This is a genomic window from Peribacillus sp. Hz7, from assembly GCF_042136355.1.
Taxonomy (GTDB): domain Bacteria; phylum Bacillota; class Bacilli; order Bacillales; family DSM-1321; genus Peribacillus; species Peribacillus asahii_A.
This window is the reverse complement of record NZ_JBHHJV010000005.1, coordinates 157411-181735: the sequence shown is the minus strand read 5'-3', so window position 1 is coordinate 181735 and position 24325 is coordinate 157411. Positions and strand designations below refer to the sequence as shown.

Sequence of the window (24325 nt, the reverse complement as noted above, 5' to 3'; positions counted from 1 at the left end):
GCTCTCCCCTTCTTTAGAGAGGATGATGACTCATCCTCTCTCATACATTATCTCTTTTTTGGTTTTTTCTTACGTTTAGCAGACGGTGCATTTTCATAAAACTTTTTCTTCTTTTTCGGCTTTCGTTCAGATGAGGAACGTTCAGAGTTTCGACCTCCACGTCCTTCATCACGACCATTTCGTCCGCCGCGGCCGCGCTTTTTCTCTCCTGCATTTGCTTTAAATACTCGTTTCTCACCAGAAGATGGACGTGGGCGACTCACTTTCATACCGATAATTTCAAAATCAACCGCACGCTCTTCTTTATTTACATTGCTAACCCGAATCGAAATTTCATCCCCAATTCGGAACACTTTTCCTGTTCGCTCTCCTACCATCGCTAGTTGACGTTCGTCAAAGCGATAATAATCATCAGTCATATAACTTACATGAACAAGCCCTTCAATTGTGTTTGGCAACTCCACGAACATACCAAAATTCGTAACAGAACTAATAATTCCATCATACTCTTCGCCAATTTTATCAAGCATATATTCTGCTTTTTTCAGCTCATCCGTTTCGCGCTCAGCATCTACAGCGCGACGCTCCCGCTTAGATGTATGATCTGCAATATCAGGCAGCAAGGAATCCCATTTTTCTTGTGTAGCAGGGTCCAATTTGCCTTCAATTAAATACGTGCGAATAAGACGGTGCACAATTAAATCTGGATAACGGCGAATCGGCGATGTGAAATGTGTATAGAATTCCGTAGAAAGACCAAAGTGACCTAAGCTTTCCGGGTCATATTTCGCTTGCTGCATCGAACGAAGCATGACCGTAGAAATGACCATTTCTTCCGGCTTGCCTTCTACCGCTTCAATAATTTCTTGTAAAGCCCGTGGATGCACTTCATTCGCTGATCCACGAACAAGATAACCAAAGTTTGTAATGAATTCGAAGAAGCGTTGTAACTTCTCTGGCTTTGGATCTTCATGAATTCGATAAATAAACGGAACATCTAACCAGTGGAAGTGTTCTGCTACTGTCTCATTCGCCGCTAACATAAACTCTTCGATCAATCGTTCTGCTACAGAGCGTTCGCGTAGCACAACGTCCGATGGATGCCCTTCTTCATCAACGAGCACTTTTGCTTCTTTAAAATCAAAGTCAATGGCTCCGCGATTCATTCGTTTACGACGCAGAATCTCAGCAAGCTTCTCCATTTCTTGGAACATCGGAATAATCGGCTCATAACGCGCAAGCAATTCCTCATCTTGATCTAATAAAATTTTATTCACATCGCTGTACGTCATTCGTTCTGTCGTTTTAATCACACTTTCAAAAATTTCGTGCTGTACGACTTCCCCTTCAGATGTAATTTCCATTTCACATGATAAGGTAAAACGATCGACTTTTGGATTCAAAGAACAAATACCATTTGATAAACGATGTGGAATCATCGGAATCACTCGGTCTACTAAATAAACACTTGTCCCTCTTTCTAACGCTTCTCGATCAATAGGTGAACCTTCTGTTACATAATGACTAACATCGGCAATATGAACACCAAGCTTGTAATTGCCATTATCAAGCTTCGTAACCGTAACGGCATCATCCAAATCTTTCGCATCAGCGCCATCAATCGTTACAATCACGTCATTTCGTAAATCACGGCGGTTGCCGATTTCACTTTCCGCAATAGTATCTGGCACAGCATTCGCTTGGTCCATCACTTCCTGAGGAAACTCTAATGGCAAACCATGCTTATGAATCACAGATAAAATGTCCACACCTGGGTCATTTTTATGGCCAAGAATTTGAATGACTTCTCCTTCTGCACTTGTACGCCCTTCAGGATAAGAAGTTAATTTTACAACTACTTTATGTCCCTCAATAGCGCCGCCATTTACTTGTTTTGGAATAAAGATATCGCTTGCAATCTTTTTATCATCTGGGATGACAAATCCAAAATGTTTACTTTCAGAATACGTACCGACAATCTCCGTTACGCCCCGTTCAAGAATTCGAATCACGGTTCCTTCTCGTCTTGAACCACTTGTTTCCGTAGAAACCCGAACCATAACAGTATCGCCGTGCATCGCGCTCTTTGTTTCATTTGGTGGAATGAAAATATCATCTGCCCCCGGCTCATCTTCGGGTGTAACAAAAGCAAATCCCTTCGCGTGCCCAGACAACTTCCCACGAATTAAATTCATTTTTTGCGGCAGGCCATAGCGATTGCTTCTCGTCCGAATGACAAGACCCTTTTCTTCCATTTTGACAAGCGCCTTCACAAAGTTCTTAAAATCTGCTGAATCTTCAATCCCTAGAGCTTCTTCTAGCTCTTGAACAGTTAACGGCTTATATGCCTCTTCTTTCATATAAGATAGAAGCCGCTCGATATGTTGATCGATTTGTTCTTCCATATTCAAAACCCTCCTTACATTAGGGTATATTTTTACTCATTCCAATCTAAACTTTCTAAAAACGAAAAGACATCTTCATGCAATTGTGCACGTTCCTTATCTAGCGTAATGACATGGCCTGATTCCTCATACCACTTTAGTTCTTTCATTGAAGATTGTACAGAATCATAGATAATATTGGCACTATCTATATTAATCATCGCATCATGCCGCCCTTGAACAACGAAAGTTGGCGCATAAATATGATCCACATGATTCCGCACATCCTTAATTAATTGCTGCAACGCTTGTAACGTATTCATCGGTGTTTCTACAAACTTCTTCATTTCTAATTCGATTTGCTCAGGCTCTTTTCCCTCATGTTTTTTAAAATTACGAGCGTATTGTAAAACACCTTCATACATGATTTCTTCGCTTTTTATATACATTGGTGCACACATTGTTACAATACCCTTAATAGGGACAGTATATCCTAATTTAAGAGAAAATACGCCTCCAAGAGACAGCCCTGCTACGGCAATTTCCTCATAACCTTTCTGTTTCAAAAAATCATAGCCCATTATTACATCTTTCCACCAATCCACAGGACCTGTTGTGACTAACTCTTCTGGTGGGACACCGTGACCTTTATAGTGCGGTGCGTGACAAGTATAACCTCGTTGTTCTAAAAAACGGCCAAGCATTCGAACATCAGATGAATTCCCAGTGAATCCATGCAGCAATAATACAGCACGTTTCCCGCCTTCAAATGTAAAGGGCTGCGGCAATCTAATCTTCATTCCAAAAACTCCTTTTACACGAAACGTTTATATCTCTTCATAAATAGGGAAAAATATTCTTACCATACTAAATTTTTCATTTACTACTTCTCAACTATACCTGTTAGAGTCATAAAAGCGCAAGGCGAGTGTCTCTTAGCTCAAACTAGACACCAAATAGGAACGAAACTTTATACGTTTAGCTATAACAAAGCTTATACTTTAAAAAAGAACATAGAAAAAAGCCTAGCTTCATTAGCTAGACCTCTTTAATATTCGTTTATTCAAAATAAGCGATTAGCAACGTTAAAGCAAAGAAAATAACAGATAATACAACTGTCGCTCTATGTAGAACTAGATCTAAGCCACGTGCTTTTTGTTTACCGAATAATTGTTCTGCACCACCGGAAATGGCGCCAGATAGACCTGCGCTTTTCCCTGACTGCAGTAATACACAAGCAATCAATGCGATACAAACGATTACTAAAAGTGTCACTAATAAAGCATGCATGCATGAACACCCCCAAGACATTACTTTTACTTTACCATATTCGCACGAAAAGCGAAAGCATCTTGGGCAGCTCGCGAAGAAAATAGGAAGAGACCCGAAAAAGTGCTCTTTACCTTTCGGTGACTCTTATCTTTTTCACAGCGAGCTAGGTGCTGGCGCTGGACAATCAGAAAAGCGAAAGCACCTCGAACAGCTCACGAAAAAAATAGGAAGAGGCCCAAAAAGGCGCTCTTTGCCTTTTGGTGACTCTTATCTTTCTCACAGTGAGCTAGGTGCTCGAGCTAGACAATCACAAAAGCGAAAGCACCTTGGAACGTTCATAAATAACCTAAGAACAATTCAAAAACCTGTTGCCTATAAGTAAAAAAATTGAATCTTCATTTCTTTTCTACCTAAACTTTGAGATAATTTCCATAAGATCTAGAAAGAGGTGGCGTTTATGCTACAAAATATATTGCGATTTCTCGATTTTCTAGCTATCATTTTATCTGGTATAGCTAGTTATGCTTTATGGACAAGCGGCAGCAATATCGTCAGCATTTTACTAATCGTCCTTTCCCCTATTTTGCTTTTGCTTGCAAAATATCAAGGAAATCGATTATTGCTATTTGCAGCCTATGTTACAACAACTATTTATTTTACAGCTATTATTTACAACGGTTTATCCAATAGCCCTATTGACTTTTTCCAAGCTGATTTTCGTATATTACTTTTTGGACTCATTGCCGTCGCATTAAGTTTAATTGCCGCTGTTATTGGGTTTGGAACAAATACGTTAACGATTCTTTGGCTCTCACTTCAAGGCATCGTCCTATATGAAACATTTAGTCAATTTCCTGCTAACCGTTTTTTAGAGCATTTTTGGTCGGCACCTATTATCGATGCTGTTGTTCGTGATGATTATCCCATTTTATTAATGGTTATTTGGATTGGATTATTCCTTGATAAATATCAGAAAGAACTACAGCGCGAATATTGGTTTCGATAAGTACAAATGAAGGAGTCTTACTCATGTTAAAACCAGCAATTACAGCAACCGCCCTATCTTCCTTATTATTCATTTCAGGTTGTTCATTTACGCAGCAAGATAATCAACATATTTCTCAAGAAAAAGAACAAAAAGAGCCAGCTGCACAACAGCAGGAAGAGCCCGAAGAAATACGTGAAGTGGCAGTCGACCAATCCGCCCAACCAGCTCAAGCAGGGCTGTACACGTTAGCCGAACCTGAAAATATTGCTGTTCTTGTGAATAAAGAATATAGCCTGCCGGAAGATTATAAACCTGCTGATCTCATTTATCCGAAAGTAGACTTTATTTTTAAAGAAAAAATTGAAAAAAGAATGATGCGAGCAGAAGCAGCAAAGGCTTTAGAAAAAATGTTCGGGGCCGCTAAAAAACAAAACGTACATTTAGCCGGTGTTTCCGCCTATCGTTCTCACGAAACCCAAGTATCACTTTTTAACAACTATGTAAAACGCGACGGTCTGGAGAATGCTAAAACATACAGTGCCCTTCCAGGAACAAGCGAACATGAAACAGGATTGGCTATCGATGTCACAACAGCTGATGGGGCCTGCGCTGCGCAAGATTGTTTTGGGGATACGGCAGAGGCAGAATGGCTGGCGAAACATGGACATGAATACGGTTTTATTATCCGCTACCCAGAGGGAAAAGAGCATATTACAGGCTATAAATATGAACCTTGGCATTTACGTTATCTTGGCGTAGAAGCAGCAACAGAAATTTTTGAAAACGGTATTACATTAGAAGAATATTATAATGCTGTACCTGTTGATACAGAAGCAACAAAAAAATAATACGCAAAGAAAGTGCCTAATCCGTTTATTAGGCACTTTTTATGTTATTATCGAGTAGCTTAACATAGGCTAAAAATATTGGAGGAATTTCATTAAAGAAATAATGGGGAATACACAGTTATTCTTAACTGTTTCATCTATTTTTTGAGAGGGGAATATCATGCAAGCACAAACGCAAGAAAAGACTCAACAAGAGGAGAGGCAGTATAGAACCTTTCCGATTTTACTATCGTTTTTAATTGCTGGATTTATCGGTTTATTCAGTGAAACTGCGCTAAATATCGCACTGAACGACTTAATTCAAATTTTCGCCATTCAACCTTCAACCGTTCAATGGTTAACAACAGGCTATTTATTAACACTCGGTATATTAGTTCCTGTATCAGGACTTCTACTTCAATGGTTCACAACGAGACAGCTCTTTATTACATCACTCATTTTCTCCATTATCGGAACGCTTATTGCCGCTCTTGCGCCAAGCTTCGAGATTTTATTAGTAGCTCGTGTTATTCAAGCCATTGGTACAGCACTGCTTTTACCTTTAATGTTTAATACGATTTTACTGATTTTCCCGATTCATAAAAGAGGGTCTATTATGGGACTTATCGGTCTCGTCATTATGTTTGCACCTGCCATCGGTCCAACGATTTCAGGATTGGTTATTGCAAATCTTAGCTGGCATTGGATTTTCTGGCTGGCTCTTCCATTTTTCGCCCTTTCCCTTATATGCGGAATTCTATTTATGGAAAATGTATCAACGATCACAAAACCAAAAATTGATATAGTATCGATTATCTTATCCACATTTGGCTTCGGCGGAGTCGTTTATGGCTTTAGTGTCTCAGGAGAAGGAGAAGGCTGGGGCAGTTCAAAAGTAATCATCGCTTTACTTGTTGGAATCATTGCGCTTATTTTGTTTACTATTCGACAATTATCGATGCAGCAACCGATGATGAATTTACGCGCCTTTAAATTTCCAATGTTTACATTAGGTGTCATCCTCCTCTTTATTGGAATGATGACGATTCTGTCCTCCATGATTATGCTGCCGCTCTATTTACAAAGCGGGTTGGCACTATCCGCATTTGCTGCCGGACTCGTTTTATTACCAGGCGGTATTCTCAACGGGTTCATGTCACCTGTTATGGGACGTTTGTTTGATAAATATGGTCCAAGATGGTTGGTTATTCCCGGGATGGTCATTGTAACTATTGTTCTTTGGTTGTTCAGCAGCGTTTCCATGGATACAGCCATTACTTTTGTTGTTGCTCTACATATTTTCTTAATGATTGGTGTTTCCATGATCATGATGCCTGCTCAAACAAATGGTTTAAATCAGCTGCCGCCACAATTTTATCCAGATGGTACAGCCATTATGAATACGCTCCAACAAGTAGCAGGAGCAATTGGTACAGCTGTTGCTATAACCATTATGTCAGCTGGTCAGAAAAGCTATATGAGTAACGTGACAAACCCTAATGATCCATTAAATGCTGTTAACTCTTTAAACGCAGGGATTCAAGATGCCTTTGTATTCGCTCTAATCGTCTCTGTGATTGGGCTCATATGTGCCTTGTTTATTAAACGTGTAAACGTTGAACAAAAAAACTAACTCCCTTCCGAGTTAGTTTTTTTGTTTGGATATCCAGATAACTATATTGTTTCATTCAATCGCTCGATAAAATCATGTAATTTATCTAATGTGATGAGGTTATAATTACATTTCTGACTATCTTCACAAATATAATTCCCTCTTTTAATAAATGTGCCTTGTTCTCCCCCTTTTCCTTTTGCTTCAGACATAAACATCCCTACTTTCTCATGGGCATTACATAATGTGCAAATGCCTTTTTTATTTAAGCTCGTAAAGGTTCCTTGTAGACCTTTCAGCTTATGATTATGTCGAGCTATTATATACTTTCTATTGGATCCTTTATCATACCAACTTACATATGAAGTTTCCTTTAAATTCACATTTTCTAATACAGGTACCTTTAGCTTCTTTGCTTTCGGAAACAATTTCTTTATCGTTTGCTCCGTTATCGTTTGAAAAGGAATCACATATGGTTCCACTTGTAAAAGAAAGGCCTCGGCTCCTTCATTATCTTTTACATCCATAATTGGAATGAGCAACTGTTCTTGTTCCTCACTTGTCTCCTCAAACAACCCAAATACTTTTTCTTTTGCAAGTGTCTTTAATGTAGTCAAAACATGTATATCATTAGCAGTTGCATGACCATTTATTAAAATCTGCGTTTGCCTGCGGATAAAGTTATATTGGTCACTTCTTATAAACGGCTCCATCTTTATCACTCCTACTTATTTAAAAAAATAATCTCATCTAGCTTTTACTTTAAAAGATTCACTTTTTTTATTCAATGTAGAAAATGAGTAAGAAACAAATTCGACATATTAGAAAAAGCACTGATTATCTAGACGAAAGATCCTCAGTGCTGCCCACTCTTATTTAGAATATACAATCTTCTTAATTGTTTCTACGGAGAGACAATATTCCTCAGCTAATTGATCAATCTTTGACCCGTTTTGAAAGGCCCTTCTAATATGAGTATTTCGATCATCAATCCACTTTCTGCTTCCAGAACGCGTCCCCCATTTCTGATGAGCTGCTTCTGGTTTTGGAATATAAATCGTTGCTCCTTGAACGTATTTTTGAATTTCATTAATAAGCGCTTGCGGTAAAACAGCCGTCGCTTTTACATATTTCATTTCTGCCAGCTCCTTATTTTTTAAAAATGAAAATAAGGTGCAAAGCCGTATATTAGAAATGAATCTATGCTTACTTGGGCGATATTCGTTTAATTAAAAGTCCGCCCCATGCAAAGAATCGCCTTCCCAATACTAGGCTTTGCATGAGTCGCTGCAGATTCTGGCAAGCTTATCCTGTTTGCCATTTTCTCCACCTCCCTATAATTCATATTATTATAAAGTAAATGACAGTTCCTTGCATCTTGTTTACTTTTTATCGAAAAAAACCGCGGCAGAGTCTACATGTTTTAACCAACGATCTTCTGAACCATTCAATCCATTCTTAATCCATACCTCTCCTTGATTTCCCTTTTGATGCTTTCGATACCAAGTAATATAGGACCCCACCACTTGAGGTTTATCGTCTAGTTCATTTTTCTTCGGGAAGGAAATCTGCTTTTGTTCTGCTGATTTTATATTAATGGCATATAGCGTTGTAAACATTGTTGGAACGGGTCCCTCTTTCCATTCCTTATTTTCTTTTGCACGTGCAACAATCACCTCTTCTGGCGAGAACCAATCTACATCAAGGTCAACATAGCCTTTAGGTGTATATTCCTTTTGTTGATTCGAGATTGGAATGTCAGCTACTGCAGTTTTTTTATTTTCAACGAAAAATCTACCTTCACCAGATATGTAGGCTAATTGATTTTTTGTCGGAGCCCATTTTATCCAGTCTTTATACCAAAGCATTTTTCCTATAACTTGAAAATGGTCTCCTGCTGAAGACAGCACACATAGTGTATTACTATCATTGGACCAAGATGCTGTCGGTGTTGCTAAAAAGCTGACCCACTTACCATCCGAGCTCCATTTAAAATATTCAGCATTAATCGCAAATAAGTCCGTTGTATTTGTTTGAATGGTGTAAAAACGCTTTATTTTATCTGAATCAAGCTTAGCATCTACTGAAACTTTAAAAAAATGAACAGGTTCCCAGCCAGTAGGAAGCAAATTGGATTGTGATGAAACGATGAACTCTTTTCCACTTGGAAACCAGGCAAAATCACTAACACCTAAAGAAACATTCTCAAAACCTTTTGGGCGTCCATTCTCTGTTTTTGTAACATTCAGTACACCACCAGCATTATAAGCAAGTTGATTGGAAACCGGTGACCATTGAAAATTTCTTGTTTCAATAGTTGAATACGGCTGGTAGCTTTCTTTTTGCTTTACATCATAAATAAACAAATAGGTTTTTTCGGCCTGTTCATCACCATCTAAATAGGCGATAAACCGACCATCCTTCGACCATTGCGGAGAGTAAACATATCGCCCCGTTGTAAGTTGTATTTCTCGATCGCCCTCTTTCATCCATAACTGATGGTCTCGTATAAAAGCAGCTTTAAGCGGAGCTTCAGCAGAAACACTTGTTGAAAAATAAAAACTAAGCAATAGTATTAATACAATCCGAATCTTCATCAATTATCCCCTCCTTACAATAGGGTGTCCTGATTGATGGGTAAGATTCGACCATCCAATCTAACAATAGGACTTCGTTCAAGGGCAAATACATCATTTTATTATTATAAATTCCGATTATTCTTTTTGAATAAGCTTTCATTTCTAGCTCAAATATAAATGCCTTCAACCAATCTTTTATTAACACAAAAAACCTCCTACTTATTGTGAATGACCACATATAAATAGGAGGTTAACAGCCATAAACTATATGACTAAGTTAAGAACATTTTTAGTTTTAAAAACTTATTTTTTCAAGTTATAGAAAGATTTCAAACCATCATATACCGCTAAATCGCCAAGCTCGTCTTCGATGCGAAGAAGTTGGTTGTATTTCGCGATACGGTCTGTACGTGACATAGAATTTTATACAAAACATGATTAAATCAACGTTTATTATTTTTTTCTTCATATTATATATGTGGTTGTATTGCTTAATTCATACATTGCGATTATTATTAGTTCAAGCTTTGTATGAATTAACTTAATTATATCATAACCCTTATAACCATTGTTATAATAATCCAATTTCCAACTTAGAATGCGGGAGCAGGTGTGCTATAACTGAATACCGTACTTAACCCCTTACATTTGGTCATATGCCACCCTACTATTCAAAAATCTGGTTTAAAACAATAATGCTACCTTAACCTTCTTACTCTCCTTCAAAATAGGAGAAATCTATTTCTTTAATAACAAATCTTTTCTTCACACTTACCCCAATATCATTTTCAATCATTAACCTCGCTAATTTTTTACCACCGATTAGAATTATTTTTTTACTTTCAAGGCGTTCAACGTATTCTTCTGCACCTTTAGTAAAATTTGATGTTGTAATGAAAATACCTTTTCTAGCACCTTTAGCATCCAATGCTCCAGAAAAACTCATTACTTCTGGTCTTCCAACTGTATTCTCCCAACGCTTTGCTTGAACATAAATGTTATCAAGACCTAGCTTGTCCTCTTTAATAATACCATCTAGACCTCCATCATTAGTCTTCTCCGTAACTTGACCATCACCGTATCCCATAGCAGTTAATAAGTCAATAACTATAGTTTCCAATCTTCTCCAATGTGCTTTTTTAAGCTCGTCTACTAACTTAGTTATTAATTCATCTTCAATTTCTTCAACTTTATCTTGTATAACTTCAAATGGGTCAATAAACTTCTCTAATTCTTCAATTTCTTCATTTATTTCTTCAGAGTTATCATTAAGTAATGCCAATCCATATTCAGTTATTTGATATGTGAATTTACTAACTTCCTCAATGTGACCTTGCTTTTTCAAAGAATATCTCGAAGCTCTCATCCTATGAGTAAAAATAAATTCCTTACTATCTGGATATGAAATACTCAATTGTGCTTCTGATAAAGAAAAGTATTCTGCTACTCCTGCATTGAGATTAGAACCTGTATAGGTTTTCCCATCTCTCATTACGTTTAACAATGGTATTATTAATTCTTTTGAGGATGGAATTGAATCAACAATTGTTTGGTCAAACTCATTAAATATTGACTTACTTTCAATAATATCAACAAGTTCTTTATCCGTAGACGGTACTCCGTTCTCATTAAAAATCTCTAAAATTTGACTACTATTAAAGTTTTTTTCGCTCAATGTCTTGATTGTCAATAAGACCTTATATGATTCTTCATTATAATATTTATTTCTTCCATCAATTAAAACAGGTATGTAATCTTTAAATATCTTTATCCATCTTCTACCATTCCCCTCAGACCATCCAACTTTTTTAGATAAAGCAATTTGAGTTATATAACCCTTTTTCATTTCCCCATCTCCATACTAAGTATAATAATTAGTTCCATTTTATCATGATTATGGAATTATAAATTCTCATTAAAAGAATTACTCTGAAATTAAATTAAAAAAGGCAGTCAATTGACTACCTTTTTAACCCTTCTCGTTCTAATAATCTGTATATCGTTCCTGTACCTACTTTAAAAGTTATACGAATGTCACTTATAGACTTCCCTTGTTTATAAGCTTCGATGATGGCTTTCATTCGCTGTTCTTCTTTGCCACCTTCAATTAGCTTTGTTTTACGTCCTTTGAACTTCCCTTCACTTTTAGCTATCTCTATACCTTCTTTTTGACGTTGCTTTATCATCTTACGTTCAAACTGTGCTAAACCTGAAAAGATAGTAAATAGGAACTCACTCATAGGGTTGTCATCCGAGAGGTCTAACCATTTATCCGTTATAGATTTTAATCCTGCTCTTTTACTCTGAATTATATCAACAATTGTTAGTAAGTCTTTTGTAGAACGAGATAAGCGACTAATTTCATGAATAATTACCGTATCACCCTCTTCAAGTTCCTCAAGCATTCTTTGTAGTTCTGGACGCTCCATTGAAGCACCACTTAGCTTCTCAATATAAAACCGAGTGCAACCCGCTTCTTTCAACGATTTCTTTTGTCTTGCAATATTTTGAGATTCGCTACTAACACGTATATAGCCTACTGTTTTCATTTAAATCACTCCAGTACCGTTAATCCATAGTAATATTTTACAAATAATTACGGTAATAGTCAAACGGTAATATTTTAAGGTCATGAAACCCTTGATACGTCTAGATTTCATTTTACACCTGTTCATTACCGTTTAAGTGTAGTCTATCGGTAACATACACACCAATATAATAATTAAAAACAAACATAATAAAAAACCTCACCTTTTGATTAGATGAGGTCAATAGTTTACGATATAATCTTTTTCTTTTGTGATTCAAACTCCTCTTGGGTTATGATCCCTTCTTTAAAAAGGTCATGTAATTTTCTAATCTCGTCAGAAATATTATTGAAAGTATTAGACTCAGTATTATTATCTTGTATCACTTTTTTACTTTTATCTTCTTTATCAACCATATCTATAATGACCTTAAAAAGACTGTGCCAGTGCATAATCTCTTTATTTGCTTTAGTGAACTTTTCATTGCTTCGTTCAATTGAGGTAGGTTCATTTAAAAAATTAATAATTTGTAATGGATTTTTTGTGTCATTAACGATTACTTTAAGTTGAATAGATTTCACTTTTTCTTTTGAAGAGGTTTTACCCGATAATCCACCAATTACTGCTCCAACTCCACCTGCCAATACTCCACCTAAAATTGCTCCCCCAACTTGACTTGTCCTTGATGTTTTTGTCACCGTTTCCCCATCTATTATTACTTCTGATTCTAAAATATCGCTATACGGGAAAGTTTTTACATCATATTTAACCTTTTCAATTTCAAGCAAATGTTTATCATTATTAATTTTACTATTACTTTTCAAAAAACAAACTTTTTGGCTGTTTTCGTCAACTGCTATAATAGAATAGTTAGGCACCGTATACTGTTGTGTAATCTTTAAGTTTTCCTTATCAAATATCCCTTTAAGCTTTTCATTATGTCTTTTCTTAACCTCTTCTTTCCTTGCCAACTCCTTATCCACAATATTTTTTGCTGACTTACTAAAAAATACCCAATATATACATCCCACCAAAATTATACCGATGATTATTAACATAACATCCCTCCGATATTATCCAAATACACATTAAATTACCTAATTCAAATATACTCTAAAATTCCATTTCGTCTATAAAAAAATGAATGATTTAAACTTATTTTGCACACGCCATAAATATGTCTATTGACCTGTTTTTTTGTTAAATTCACACGTTATAAATATTTAACATGATTGTGGGGATGCAACACAATCATGTTAAATACGTCACCAAACTTGCTTTTATACAGAAAACCCTCAATCTTATGATGGAGGGTTTCTTCATTTTTCTTCGTGTTTAAAAATTCGATTAACGTTAAGATTTCCTTTGTAAAGGTCTGTGTTTTTACGTTTTATCCTAAGGTTAATCCAAATTCCAAATCTCACTTACCTTAGATAATTTTAGTAATTGTTAGTAGCGTTGTTTATAAGTGGTTTTATTTAAAAGTATGTCCGTAGTATTCTTGCAACTTCCTGTATGCTTTAGCATACAACCCCAAATACATCATTTCTTTTGTTTCATCCCATTTGTGTTTATCATCGTAAGGGTTATTTTCAACCTTTACAATTTTTCCTTCAATCCCTAACTCTTTATTATCTCCCACAACTTTTTCAAAAGGAGTATTATATATCTTTTGTCTGTTCTCCGCTAAACTAACAATATAGTCATTTCTGGTTTCATGAAAATCCTTTGCATTTTCTAAAAAATATTTCATATTGTCACTATTGTATAGTTCAATCGCTTCACGATTATTTTTCTCTAACCATTTGATGATTGGGTTTTTACCTGCCCTAACAAATAGTGCATGTGCAGTATAAACCAATACAAGATATAATCTTTCACCACTTTCATCTGTAATTTGGTTTAAGCGTAATTTGTACTCCTTCCAATACTCCTGTACAAGTTTCATACCTTTTAAACAATGAATTTCTTTTAATGTTAGATGTTTAAATTTATCTTCATTTTGTAAGCTCGATTCCATGTAAGCTATTTTACCTGCAATAAATGGGGATAACTCTATGTATTCATATGTATGAGAGGTTTCGTTATCCATCTCTTGTTTGTCATCATTCATAAATTCACTTGTATGAGGTATTTTACGTTTTCCCATTAAGTATGGCACATGATTTATAATCTTTGCTTTGTGTAATTTACTTACTACCTGCATAAAATATGTATTCAATCTTTGAATTTCTCTTTCTACATAATCAGAAACCACACAACTTTCACCTCTTTTTATCACATCCTTTTCCACCAATTTATCAACTTCGTTCTCAAGTACCCTAGAATCATATCTAAGCTTGCTTGCATCAAACATATCTTTTGAAATAATACTCGTATCCAACAACCATTTATTAATTGTCTGAGGTCTTTCACTTTCATTCATTTGTAAATGCTGTAACATCATAATTGGAAAACACTGTTCATACTTCAAGGGCACTTGCCCCTTTCCGTTATTTACTCTTCCATCTTTACGGATAGCTTCAACATCTCTTTTCGCACCCAATATGTATTTTGTACTCATGCCACCCTTGCCAATTGTCTCAATACTTTCATATCTTTGTCCTAAATCCTTTACGAAGCGGTTAAACATATTTGTCATCAACTTTTTATTTTTAGCCATATGTTCCTTTATAATGTCGTCACCTTCGACTTCTACAATCTCTTTCTGTGAAAATTCTGTCTTGCTCACTTAAAACAATCTCCTTCTTATTTTCCATTTCATACTTTCAAAAAAGATACATGATTGCCTTATAATAAATATTTTTTTATTATAGGTCGATGTTGTATCTTTTTTCTTCCTTAACTAAAACCTTAGCCGTTAAATCTCCGCTGTCGCTCCGATTCACCGACTCCACATCCACAACTTCGTTGTGTATGTGAAAATATACTTTTTCCTTTTACATTACGATTGCGTGTAAGCGGAAAAGCGAGCTGTCAAGCTTGCTTTTCAAAATCAACCTCATGGAGTTATGAGCGTAGCGAATAACGGAATGAGTTGATTTGCCTTTTCTTTATGTATGTTATTTGATTTATCTCCAATTGCTTTAAAACATTACCTCACCCCCAAATTAAGCCGACAAAGATACTAAAAATATCAATCTGTCAACTAATTATTCTTATATTATAGCATATTTTTATAATTTTGTCCAAGAAACCTCTTACATACATATTGACTTTTTCATTTAGATTTGATATATAAAAACCGCTCTTTTAAGGACATTTTTTTCAATTGGTCATTTTACAATAGACTCGATCGAAGTTATGTCTTTAGAGCGGTTTTTGTTGGTAGTTTGATAAAAGTACAATTTTATTATGTAAAAGGAGGGGCGAAGCCCAACCGAACGTAGTGAGGTCGTTGAGCGGGGCAACGGAGTTGCAACCGCAAGTGATTATAAATTCATCAAAGGACTTGATTTTGATGCTAGTTCTAATATATTCTCTGTTTCTAATCCTTGCAAATACCGCTTTGTAACTTGGATATTCTCATGCCCTGCTATCTTGGAACAACTATACAAATCAAGTCCGTTTCTTAAATTAGCTTGAATCGAATAGTGTCTAAGAGTATGCGGACTACAGCGTATGTCCTCCCTTATATTAGCCATCTTCCCTGCATCTCTTACTATGTTTTGTATTTGAACGCTCGTTAATGGTTTTCCGCTTCTTGAAAGAAAATAATTAGCATGTTCAAGCTTTTTCTTTTTAAAATAATTCTCTTTTATCCGCTCGTACCTAATCATGTATTTCTTCAACATTAAGCTAGTAGAAACATAACGCCATTTAGCTCCTTTACCAAATACTCTAATATTCGTTTCATTAATCCATTCTGATTGTAAATTGATTAGTTCACTCATTCGTATCCCTGTATCAACAAACATAGCCAAAATTACTTTGTTTCGAGCGTTTAAGTAGTTTTTAAAATCGTATACATTAATCATCTTAGCTACTTCTTTATCAGTAAATGTTTTAATAACGACTTTATCCTCTTTTAATAACTTTATTTTAGCTAGCACGTTGAGACTGACGTATTCCTCACTCACTAAATAACTATAGAACGCTCTCAAAGATTTAATTATCGTGTTGATGTAGTTGGATTTATTCCCTACTTCCAATTGGTATTGAACAAACTTCTTAATATGTAAAGACGAAACATCCTCAATATCTGTTATATCATGATGCTCTTCTAGAAAACTAATCAACTGATTAACATTGTAATTGTAGGTTTCAATTGTCCTCTTTGAATAATTTTTAATCTGCAAATCAAATGTAAATTCCTTTAACAAATCCTTTATCAACATACAAAAAACCTCCTATTTATAGTGGGTTACCACATATAAATAGGAGGTTAAAAGCAATAAACTGTACGACCAAATTCATGTTTTTGTATGACATAATTCAAGCGTCCCTAAGATGCTTTGTACGACACAACTCAGCCAACTTTTACTATGTCAAAATTAGCGTTTGATGTTGTAGAAAGATTTAAGACCATCGTATACCGCTAAATCGCCAAGCTCGTCTTCGATGCGAAGAAGTTGGTTGTATTTCGCGATACGGTCTGTACGAGACATAGAACCTGTTTTAATTTGACCAGCATTTGTTGCAACAGCGATATCAGCGATTGTTGTATCTTCTGATTCACCAGAACGGTGAGAAACAACAGCTGTGTAACCAGCGCGTTTTGCCATTTCGATTGCTTCAAATGTTTCTGTTAATGTACCGATTTGGTTCACTTTGATTAGGATTGCGTTTCCTACACCTTGCTCAATACCTTGAGCTAGTTTCTTCGTATTTGTTACGAATAAGTCATCGCCTACTAATTGAACGCGGTCACCAATGCGCTCTGTTAGTGATTTGTGACCTTCCCAGTCATTTTCATCTAAACCGTCTTCGATAGAGATGATTGGGAATTCATTTACCAATTCTTCGTAGAAAGCAATCATTTCTTCAGATGTTAAACCTGTACGTCCTTCACCAACAAGATCATATTTACCTGTTTCCTTGTTGTAGAACTCAGAAGAAGCAACATCTAGTCCTAGGTAAACATCTTCGCCTGCTTTATAGCCAGCTTTTTCGATTGCTTCGATAATTACTTCAAGCGCTTCACGGTTAGAGCCAAGGTTTGGAGCGAATCCACCCTCATCACCAACTGCTGTGTTTAAACCTTTAGAAGCAAGAACTGATTTTAATGCATGGAATACTTCCGCACCTGTACGGATTGCTTCTTTAAATGTAGGAGCTCCTGTTGGAAGAATCATGAATTCTTGGAAGTCTACGTTATTATCTGCATGTGATCCACCGTTGATGATGTTCATCATTGGAGTTGGTAATTGCTTCGCATTGAATCCTCCAAGGTAACGGTATAATGGTAGCTCAGCAAATTGAGCAGCTGCATGAGCTGCCGCCATAGATACACCAAGGATTGCATTTGCTCCTAATTTCCCTTTATTTTCTGTACCGTCTAAAGCAATCATCGCACGGTCAATGCCTACTTGATCTGTTACATCGAAGCCCATAATAGCTTCAGCGATAATTTCATTTACGTTATCAACTGCTTTTTGAACACCTTTTCCAAGGTAACGAGATTTATCTCCGTCACGAAGTTCTACTGCTTCATATTCACCAGTTGAAGCACCTGATGGCACGATTGCACGTCCGAAAAATCCGGATTCTGTTCCTACTTCTACTTCTACTGTTGGGTTTCCACGAGAATCTAATACTTCACGTGCATAGACATGTTGGATATATGGCATAATAAATCTCTCCTTTTTTGTTCGTAATTATATAGTGATTAGGGATTTCCCTGTCATCTCAACAGGTTTTTCAACACCAAGCAAATGTAACATTGTTGGAGCTAAATCACCTAAAATACCATCATTTCTTAATGTTACCTCATTTTTCGTCACAATAATAGGCACTGGATTTGTCGTATGAGCGGTCATTGGATTACCTTCTAATGTTATCACTTCGTCAGCATTTCCATGGTCAGCTGTAATAATCGCTGTACCGCCTTTAGATACGATTAAATCAACAACGCGACCTAGACATTCATCAACTGTTTCAATAGCTTTTACAGTTGGCTCAAGCATACCAGAATGTCCGACCATATCAGGGTTAGCAAAGTTTAAAATAATCGCATCAAAACGATCATTTTCAATTTGCTCCACTAATGCATCGGTCACTTCATAAGCACTCATTTCTGGTTTCAAATCGTATGTAGCAACCTTTGGTGAAGCAATCAAAATTCTTTCTTCACCTGGGAATTTATCTTCACGTCCACCGCTCATAAAGAACGTAACATGTGGATATTTTTCCGTTTCGGCAATACGCAGCTGCGTTAAGCCGTTTTGCGAAAGAACTTCCCCTAATGTATTATCAAGATTTGTTGGCTTAAAAGCAACATATCCATCTACTGTTTCTGAAAAGTGTGTTAAGCAAACGAAATGAAGGTGCTTGGGATGCTTGTCCCCCCGATCAAATGAACGGAAATCTTCATTTGTGAACGTGTTTGAAATTTGGATGGCACGGTCTGGACGGAAATTATAGAAAATAACCGAATCATCACTTTGAATCGTAGCAACCGGCTTGCCTTCTGCGTCCGTCACAACGGATGGCAGAACGAACTCATCATAAATTCCATTCGCATAAGAGTCGTTTACACACTCAAGTGCTGATGTATAAGTCGGACCTTCACCATACACCATAGAGCGGTAAGATTTCTCCACGCGCTCCCAACGCTTATCGCGATCCATAGAATAATAACGTCCAGAAATCGTCGCAAATTGACCTACGCCAATTTCCTTCATTGTTGCTTCTGCTGCTTCAATATAGCCTTTTGCTGTTTGTGGACCAACATCGCGGCCATCTAAAAAACCATGAACGTATACATTCTTCAAGCCTTCTTTAGCAGCAAGCTTTAGCAACGCATACATATGATCAATATGGCTATGAACACCACCGTCTGAAAGTAACCCCATTAGGTGAAGGCTTGTACCTTTTTCCTTAGCATGATTGATTGCATCAAGGAATGTTTGGTTCTGAGCAAACTCCCCATCCCGAATCGCAATATTCACTCGTGTTAAACTTTGGTAAACAATTCGACCTGCACCGATATTTAAATGACCAACTTCTGAATTCCCCATTTGTCCTTGAGGTAAGCCAACCGCTTCCCCGCTTGCTGTTAAATGTGAATGAGGGTATTGTCCCCAATAACGATCAAAATTCGGTTTTTTCGCATGAAAAACTGCGTTTCCCTTTTGTTCAGGACGGCATCCAAAGCCGTCCAAAATAATTAACGCAACTGGTGCCTTACTCATAACGTCCCGCCTCCAATAATTGTAAGAAAGAAGCCGTTTTCAAACTTGCTCCACCAACTAACGCACCATCAATATCAGGTTGCGCCATATATTCTTTAATATTCTCCGGCTTCACACTTCCGCCGTATTGAATACGGACTTCTTCCGCTGTTGATTGCGTTGTTTGCTTCGCCACAACCGCACGAATATGAGCACATACTTCATTCGCATCTTCCGCTGATGAAGATTTACCCGTTCCAATCGCCCAAATTGGCTCATACGCAATCACAGTTTGCTTCACTTGCTTTTCTGTTAATCCTTCAAGAGCTTTTTCAATTTGGCCGCCAACAAAATCAAACGTTTGTCCCGCTTCACGCTGCTCAAGTGTTTCACCGCAGCAAACAATCGGGGTTAGTCCATGCTTAAAAGCCGCATGTACCTTTTTATTTACTGCTTCATCTGTTTCATTAAACAGCTCACGGCGCTCTGAATGACCTAAAATAACATAAGCCACATCAAGATCAGCTAATGCCGCAGGGCTAATTTCTCCCGTAAAGGCACCGCTTTCTTCAAAGTGCATATTTTGAGCACCGATTTTAACATCAGTTTTCTCGGATGCTTGAACAAGCTGGCCAAGAAAAAGAGCTGGAGCACAAACAACTGTGTCTACTTCATTAGATGCTGGTACTTGCTGACCAATTTCTTTTACAAAAGATGTTGCTTCTGAAAGCGTTTTGTGCATTTTCCAATTTCCTGCAATAATTGGTTTACGCATTTCCTCCATCCCTTCATTCTATTATACGAGCTTTTATTTATCGTTTAACGCAACAACACCCGGCAGTTGTTTCCCTTCCATAAATTCAAGAGATGCGCCGCCGCCTGTTGAAATATGCGACATTTTTTCAGCCAAGCCAAACTTTTCAGCTGCAGCTGCCGAATCACCACCGCCAACTACACTATATGTATCAGTTGAGTCTGCTAAAGCTTGAGCGACTGTTTTTGTACCATTTGCAAATTTATCAAATTCAAATACACCCATTGGGCCGTTCCAAATAACAAGCTTCGATTCTTTAATAATATTCGCATATAGTTCGCTCGTTTTCGGACCGATATCAAGTGCCATTTGGTCTGCTGGGATGCTATCAATGTTTACAGCTGTCGCTTCTGCATCTGCAGCGAATTTTGGTGCTATAACAGCATCAATCGGCATATGCATCTTTACACCTTTTGCTTCTGCAGCCGCAATAAAGGATTTGGCCAGTTCTATTTTATCTTCTTCAAGAAGAGATGTACCAATTTCATAGCCTTGTGCTTTAACGAAAGTAAAAGCTAATCCACCGCCAATGATTAAGTGATCTACTTTTTCAAGCAGATTTTCAATTACATCAATTTTATCTTTTACTTTTGCGCCACCAATAATCGCTGTGAATGGACGCTCAGGATTCGCTAAGGCATTACCTAATACCTCTAATTCTTTTTGCATTAATAAGCCGGAAACAGCTGGTAGGTAATGGGCAATTCCTTCTGTTGATGCATGGGCACGGTGGGCTGCTCCAAACGCATCGTTCACATAGACATCTGCTAACTCGGCAAATGCTTTCGCTAACTCCGGATCATTCTTTTCTTCACCAGGATAAAAACGAACATTTTCTAATAATAAAAGACCGCCTTCTTCTAGCTTATTGACTTCAGCTAATACGGCCTCCCCATATGCTTCGTCCACTTTATGTACTTCTTTATCTAATAATTCACTTAATCGCTTGGCAACTGGTGTTAAACGTAGTTCTTCCACTACTTGACCTTTTGGACGACCAAGATGGCTAGCTAGAATCACTTTTGCCCCTTGTTCGACTAAATAAGAAATCGTTGGCAACGCTGCTTTAATTCTTGTATCATCTGAAACTTGTCCATCTTGCATCGGAACGTTAAAATCCACCCGACAAAACACACGTTTCCCTTTCAGCTCTACATCTTTAATCGACTTTTTATTCATAGTGTAAAGAACCTCCTTAAAATTGGTCCGTCTTTTTATTTATCTGTCAAAAAGGGAGATGCCGATGAATCCTGACTCTCCCTGTTCTCTTTTTCAGTATAATCTGTTTGCTTTGTTTTATCCAAAAACAGGTTATCACGGCTATAACTGCACAACCCTATCTATGATATCATTTTCCTTATTATTTTTTTAGTGGAGTTTTAAAAAAATCTCACTTTTGTGAGATTTTTTTAAAAACTCTTCTCTTACAACACAATTTACGGGCAATCCCCCTCCTCAAAATTATGAGGAGGGGGATTGCCCGTAAATTCAACTAATCATTAATTAAGAGAGTGTGACGCTTCACTTTATAACCCTTTAGACGCTATATAGTCAATTAAATCAAGAATTCGATGAGAATAGCCTGTTTCATTGTCATACCAAGATAGTACTTTAACTAAATTACCTTCCAATGCCATTGTTGATAAAGCATCAATTGTAGAAGAAGCAGGACTTCCATTATAATCACCAGATACTAATGGCAATTCGCTATAATTAAGAATTCCCTTTAACTCCCCTTCAGATGCTGCTTTCAATGCTGCATTTACTTCTTCAGCTGTTACATCTTTTTCAAGTTCCACAACAAGGTCTACAATCGACACATTCGGTGTAGGTACACGTACAGCCATCCCATTTAACTTTCCTTTTAATTCAGGTAAAACTAAAGCAACCGCTTTCGCAGCTCCTGTCGAAGTAGGAATCATATTCTCTGCTGCTGCGCGCGCTCTTCGATAATCTTTATGAGGAAGGTCGAGCACTTGTTGGTCGTTTGTATATGAATGAATAGTTGTCATCATACCGCGCTTAATTCCGAACTGATTGTGTAACACTTTCGCAAATGGTGCCAAGCAGTTTGTAGTACAAGATGCGTTAGAAAGAACGTGGTGACTCGCTGCATCATATTGTTCTTCATTGACTCCCATAACGATCGTAATATCCTCATCTGTTCCAGGTGCTGAAATAATAACTTTTTTCGCTCCAGCTTCTAAATGTTTCGCTGCATCTTCTCGTTTTGTAAAGCGGCCTGTTGATTCGATAACAACATCAACACCCAATTCCTTCCATGGTAATGACGCTGGATCACGTTCTGCTAACACCTTTGTCTTATGACTACCGACAATTAGATACTCGCCATCGACTGATACTTGTTCGTCAAGTGTTCCATGAACAGAGTCATATTTCAACAGATGAGCCAACATATTGGCATCTGTTAAATCGTTAATCGCTACAATTTCAATATTTTGGTTTGCTAATGCTGCACGAAATGCGACACGTCCAATACGTCCAAATCCATTAATTCCAACTTTTACTGTCATTATAAATTCCTCCTTAAAGTTCGTCCTAGCTTTTCTTTTTAATCAGAGATTAGTTCCCGGGCTGCACCTTCATCTGTAATAAGAACAGTTGTAGCATGTGTTCCTCTTATATAGCTCCGAATGGCTTTCGCTTTCTTTTTCCCCCCTGCAACTGCAATCACTTTCTTTTCAGGAGTAAGATCCTCTAGCTGTAGACCGACTGTCAACACTTTGTGAACAACTTCTCCACTTTCACTAAAGTAATATCCAAAAGCCTCACCAACCGCCTTTTGTTCCATTAATTGCGTTAGAACACTTGGCTCAGACTTTCTTCTTTCCGCCATTACCACCGCTTCTCCAATTCCATGAATGACCATCTCCGCTGACTTGATTGTCGAAATCACTTCTTTCATGGACGGTTCCTTCATCAAGGAAGCATAAACTTCATCACTTAATTGATCTGGAACATAGAGAACTTTGTATGAAGCGTGAACTTTTTGTGCCATTTTTTCAACAATCGTATTAGCTTGATTTTGAGACATCTCACCGACTCCGCCGCGTGCGGGGACAAAGGTAACTCCTTTGCTATATTCATCCGAAACGAGAGAATCTGCCACAGCAGCCATTGTCGACCCTCCCGTAATAGCAATGGTCCTTCGATTTTTCCATTCATGCTTCATCCGAGCCGCACACGCTTTTGCTAATTCTTTTTTCACCCACGGTGACTCATCACAATTGCCAGACACAATAATGACTTCATCAATTTGAAGCATCTCCCGTAACCTTTGTTCCAATATATTTATCCCCATTACTTCTCGCATAATCCCCTCTAATTGTTCAAGAAGCTCCTGCCCTTCTTGGGAAAGATTCATGCCTGAACTATGCACTTCAAGAAGATTCTGATTTTTTAAAAAGTCAACTTCACTTCGAAGCGTTCGCTCTGTCAATTGCAGATGATTAGCAAGACTTCGGCGTCCTACAGGCTCCATAGCCTTCACATAACGAAGAATGTTGTAGCGTTTTTGCATCGTTTCTAAGAGATCAGGTAATAATTTTCTCTGTATGTCTAATAATATTTGCATTCGTATAAACTCCTATCTAAACCAAAGGGACATTATACGTCCCGCGCATGACTTTATTGTCCCACGAACACCAAAAAAATATTCCTGCTATAATGTTATTCTAGCAGGATTATAATCGTTCTTCAAATATTAATAAAAAAAATTATCTTTTTATTCTCTGAAGCAATTCACCTTTCCATACATGACCATACTGAACTACTTCCCCTTGCCATTGCACAACCGGAATCATCATTCCATACCGCTCGGTTAATTCATCACTGCAGTCAATATCAATTTCTTCATATAAAATTCCCGTCTCCGTCTTTATTTCTTCAAGTACGAGCTTTGCTTGATCACATAAAGAACATTTTTTTCGACTGTATAATTGAAATGCATTCACCGCCAATTACCATCAT

Annotated in this window: 21 protein-coding genes and 1 pseudogene; 3 read left to right on the top strand and 19 right to left on the bottom strand. The window is 37.2% G+C overall.

Going from position 1 to position 24325, the window contains the following annotated elements; all coding sequences use genetic code 11:
* Window positions 1-47 precede the first annotated feature (47 nt).
* The 3 genes from rnr to secG form a co-directional block, all read right to left on the bottom strand.
* Window positions 48-2405: a ribonuclease R gene (gene rnr / locus ACE199_RS09760; protein ID WP_375349580.1), complete on the bottom strand. Its 2358-nt coding sequence runs from the start codon at window positions 2403-2405 to the stop codon at window positions 48-50.
* A gap of 32 nt (window positions 2406-2437) precedes the next feature.
* The gene (locus ACE199_RS09755) at window positions 2438-3184 is read right to left on the bottom strand and encodes an alpha/beta hydrolase (protein WP_375349579.1); all 747 of its coding nucleotides are present in this window, start codon (window positions 3182-3184) and stop codon (window positions 2438-2440) included.
* Between the two features lie 259 nt (window positions 3185-3443).
* Window positions 3444-3674, bottom strand: a complete 231-nt coding sequence (secG, locus tag ACE199_RS09750) for a preprotein translocase subunit SecG (RefSeq protein WP_127761997.1) — start codon at window positions 3672-3674, stop codon at window positions 3444-3446.
* A 439-nt stretch (window positions 3675-4113) separates the two neighbouring features.
* Between secG and ACE199_RS09745 the strand changes: the two genes are divergently transcribed.
* The 3 genes from ACE199_RS09745 (at window position 4114) to ACE199_RS09735 (ending at window position 7104) form a co-directional block, all read left to right on the top strand.
* On the top strand, window positions 4114-4662 hold the full coding sequence (locus ACE199_RS09745; RefSeq protein WP_375349578.1) for a hypothetical protein: 549 nt from the start codon (window positions 4114-4116) through the stop codon (window positions 4660-4662).
* A gap of 23 nt (window positions 4663-4685) precedes the next feature.
* Complete coding sequence (locus ACE199_RS09740; RefSeq protein WP_375349577.1) at window positions 4686-5492, top strand: M15 family metallopeptidase; 807 nt, start codon at window positions 4686-4688, stop codon at window positions 5490-5492.
* A 160-nt stretch (window positions 5493-5652) separates the two neighbouring features.
* Window positions 5653-7104 (top strand): DHA2 family efflux MFS transporter permease subunit, encoded by a 1452-nt coding sequence (locus ACE199_RS09735; protein WP_375349576.1) that lies wholly within the window; start codon window positions 5653-5655, stop codon window positions 7102-7104.
* Between the two features lie 41 nt (window positions 7105-7145).
* Here ACE199_RS09735 and ACE199_RS09730 read toward each other — a convergent pair whose 3' ends face one another.
* The 16 genes and pseudogenes from ACE199_RS09730 to ACE199_RS09655 form a co-directional block, all read right to left on the bottom strand.
* Window positions 7146-7796, bottom strand: coding sequence for a FusB/FusC family EF-G-binding protein (locus ACE199_RS09730; protein WP_375349575.1), 651 nt, complete (start codon window positions 7794-7796; stop codon window positions 7146-7148).
* 159 nt (window positions 7797-7955) lie between these two features.
* Entirely contained in the window at window positions 7956-8219 is a 264-nt protein-coding gene (locus tag ACE199_RS09725) for a CD3324 family protein (protein ID WP_375349574.1), read from the bottom strand.
* Window positions 8220-8465: 246 nt separating this feature from the next.
* Window positions 8466-9680 carry a translocation protein TolB gene (locus tag ACE199_RS09720; RefSeq protein WP_375349573.1) on the bottom strand — a complete coding sequence of 405 codons (1215 nt, stop codon included), beginning with the start codon at window positions 9678-9680 and terminating at the stop codon, window positions 8466-8468.
* A 285-nt stretch (window positions 9681-9965) separates the two neighbouring features.
* A pseudogene (locus ACE199_RS09715) lies at window positions 9966-10082 on the bottom strand (hypothetical protein); the annotation flags it as partial.
* 292 nt (window positions 10083-10374) lie between these two features.
* Window positions 10375-11508 carry a restriction endonuclease gene (locus tag ACE199_RS09710; RefSeq protein WP_375349572.1) on the bottom strand — a complete coding sequence of 378 codons (1134 nt, stop codon included), beginning with the start codon at window positions 11506-11508 and terminating at the stop codon, window positions 10375-10377.
* A gap of 115 nt (window positions 11509-11623) precedes the next feature.
* Window positions 11624-12211, bottom strand: a complete 588-nt coding sequence (locus tag ACE199_RS09705; RefSeq protein ID WP_375349571.1) for a recombinase family protein — start codon at window positions 12209-12211, stop codon at window positions 11624-11626.
* 227 nt (window positions 12212-12438) lie between these two features.
* The gene (locus ACE199_RS09700; RefSeq protein ID WP_375349570.1) at window positions 12439-13248 is read right to left on the bottom strand and encodes an SHOCT domain-containing protein; all 810 of its coding nucleotides are present in this window, start codon (window positions 13246-13248) and stop codon (window positions 12439-12441) included.
* Window positions 13249-13664: 416 nt separating this feature from the next.
* A complete protein-coding gene (locus ACE199_RS09695) occupies window positions 13665-14921 on the bottom strand; it encodes a hypothetical protein (RefSeq protein WP_375349569.1) in 1257 nt (418 codons plus the stop codon).
* Window positions 14922-15621: 700 nt separating this feature from the next.
* Window positions 15622-16524 (bottom strand): tyrosine-type recombinase/integrase, encoded by a 903-nt coding sequence (locus tag ACE199_RS09690; protein ID WP_375349664.1) that lies wholly within the window; start codon window positions 16522-16524, stop codon window positions 15622-15624.
* 159 nt (window positions 16525-16683) lie between these two features.
* The gene (gene eno / locus ACE199_RS09685; protein WP_375349568.1) at window positions 16684-17979 is read right to left on the bottom strand and encodes a phosphopyruvate hydratase; all 1296 of its coding nucleotides are present in this window, start codon (window positions 17977-17979) and stop codon (window positions 16684-16686) included.
* A 27-nt stretch (window positions 17980-18006) separates the two neighbouring features.
* Window positions 18007-19542 carry a 2,3-bisphosphoglycerate-independent phosphoglycerate mutase gene (gpmI, locus tag ACE199_RS09680; protein ID WP_375349567.1) on the bottom strand — a complete coding sequence of 512 codons (1536 nt, stop codon included), beginning with the start codon at window positions 19540-19542 and terminating at the stop codon, window positions 18007-18009.
* On the bottom strand, window positions 19535-20296 hold the full coding sequence (gene tpiA / locus ACE199_RS09675) for a triose-phosphate isomerase (RefSeq protein WP_375349566.1): 762 nt from the start codon (window positions 20294-20296) through the stop codon (window positions 19535-19537). The genes gpmI and tpiA overlap by 8 nt, the downstream gene beginning before the upstream one ends.
* Window positions 20297-20329: 33 nt before the next feature.
* The gene (locus ACE199_RS09670) at window positions 20330-21514 is read right to left on the bottom strand and encodes a phosphoglycerate kinase (protein ID WP_127762006.1); all 1185 of its coding nucleotides are present in this window, start codon (window positions 21512-21514) and stop codon (window positions 20330-20332) included.
* Window positions 21515-21861: 347 nt separating this feature from the next.
* A complete protein-coding gene (gap, locus tag ACE199_RS09665; RefSeq protein WP_252282708.1) occupies window positions 21862-22869 on the bottom strand; it encodes a type I glyceraldehyde-3-phosphate dehydrogenase in 1008 nt (335 codons plus the stop codon).
* A 38-nt stretch (window positions 22870-22907) separates the two neighbouring features.
* Window positions 22908-23930, bottom strand: a complete 1023-nt coding sequence (locus ACE199_RS09660) for a sugar-binding transcriptional regulator (RefSeq protein WP_375349565.1) — start codon at window positions 23928-23930, stop codon at window positions 22908-22910.
* 142 nt (window positions 23931-24072) lie between these two features.
* Entirely contained in the window at window positions 24073-24309 is a 237-nt protein-coding gene (locus tag ACE199_RS09655) for a glutaredoxin family protein (RefSeq protein ID WP_375349663.1), read from the bottom strand.
* Window positions 24310-24325: the final 16 nt, after the last annotated feature.